This window comes from Paracoccus spongiarum, from assembly GCF_030732095.1.
Classification (GTDB): Bacteria; Pseudomonadota; Alphaproteobacteria; order Rhodobacterales; family Rhodobacteraceae; genus Paracoccus; species Paracoccus spongiarum.
Genome location: NZ_JAVAMQ010000065.1, coordinates 1 through 1,059, shown reverse-complemented (window position 1 = coordinate 1,059; position 1,059 = coordinate 1). Strand labels below are relative to the sequence as shown.

1 protein-coding gene is annotated in these 1,059 nt (G+C 61.9%); it reads left to right on the top strand.

Annotated elements, in window-relative coordinates; translation table 11 throughout:
- Positions 1-328 precede the first annotated feature (328 nt).
- Complete coding sequence (locus Q5Y72_RS19690) at positions 329-922, top strand: hypothetical protein (RefSeq protein ID WP_305965081.1); 594 nt, start codon at positions 329-331, stop codon at positions 920-922.
- Positions 923-1,059: the final 137 nt, after the last annotated feature.

The following is a 1,059-nucleotide window of genomic DNA, read 5'->3' as shown; positions in this document are numbered from 1 at the left end:
CGCGCATGCACTGCGAAACAGGCTGTCAAGAGGCAAAATCCGGCGACCGGCAGAACCGGTTCTGCCGGTCGCCGGTGTCAGATTCAGCCTTTGTTGGGGCTGGAACATGTCAAGAACAAAGACGCGGTTATCCCCAGTCAAATCGGCTGGACAAGTCGCGTCCCGGTGGTGAACAAAGCTGCCCAATCACGCCGGATGCGGTCGAGCGACGCGGGCTTTGTCAAAGCCCGTGACCGGGAGAGTTGTGTCCTGACGTGAGAGGAAAGAGGCAGGCGTTGATCGCCGTGAAGAACGGTTTCAGCGCCGGAAGTACAGGGAGACGACACCAATGCCATTGCCGCCGCGCGCGTTCTTCACCATTCAGGAAACAGCCATCCGTTGGGGCTGCAGCCTCGATGAACTTGCCGGATGGGCGGCCGTCGGAAAGCTGGACATCGCGATGGCCATCGAACCGGTTCATCATGGCGCAGGTTTCATGTCAGGCTTCGTCGCCGTGCCGGTCACGGATATTCTTGGCCTGTTCAGAAACAACGGTGGCGAGACGGCACGCCGCGCCGTCAGGCGTATTCGACCGCTTGGACAGGAGGACTGGATCTGGCTGTCAGGTCCAGCCGACCCCATCGAGGTGTCGCTCGACGATCTGCTGATCATGTCGGACGACGTGCATCAGTTCGAAACCGATCACGACGTTCTGCGCCGGTCGTCTGGCACCGGCGCGCCGAACCGGTACGATTGGGAAGGGCTCTTCGCCATGCTGATCCGGCGTGTGCATTTCGAGGGTGTTCCCGCGTCACAGGCCGAACTGATCGCCATCGCGCAGGAATGGTTCGCTGAGAAATCTCCCAATGGCGAGGTTCCGGACGAACGCACCCTGCGCCGCCGTCTGGGGCCGATCTGGAGATCGCTGCAAGGGGACGCGTAGCGCAGGCTAAGCGCCCAGCGCCTCCTTGCCATCAGATTGATCAGGCACATTCGCGCGGCTGATCGTCTTGTGACCCGGCATCATGCACCAGCACCGGCTTCGGCCGGAAGGCGCTGGCCACGGCATCGACGCCAGCA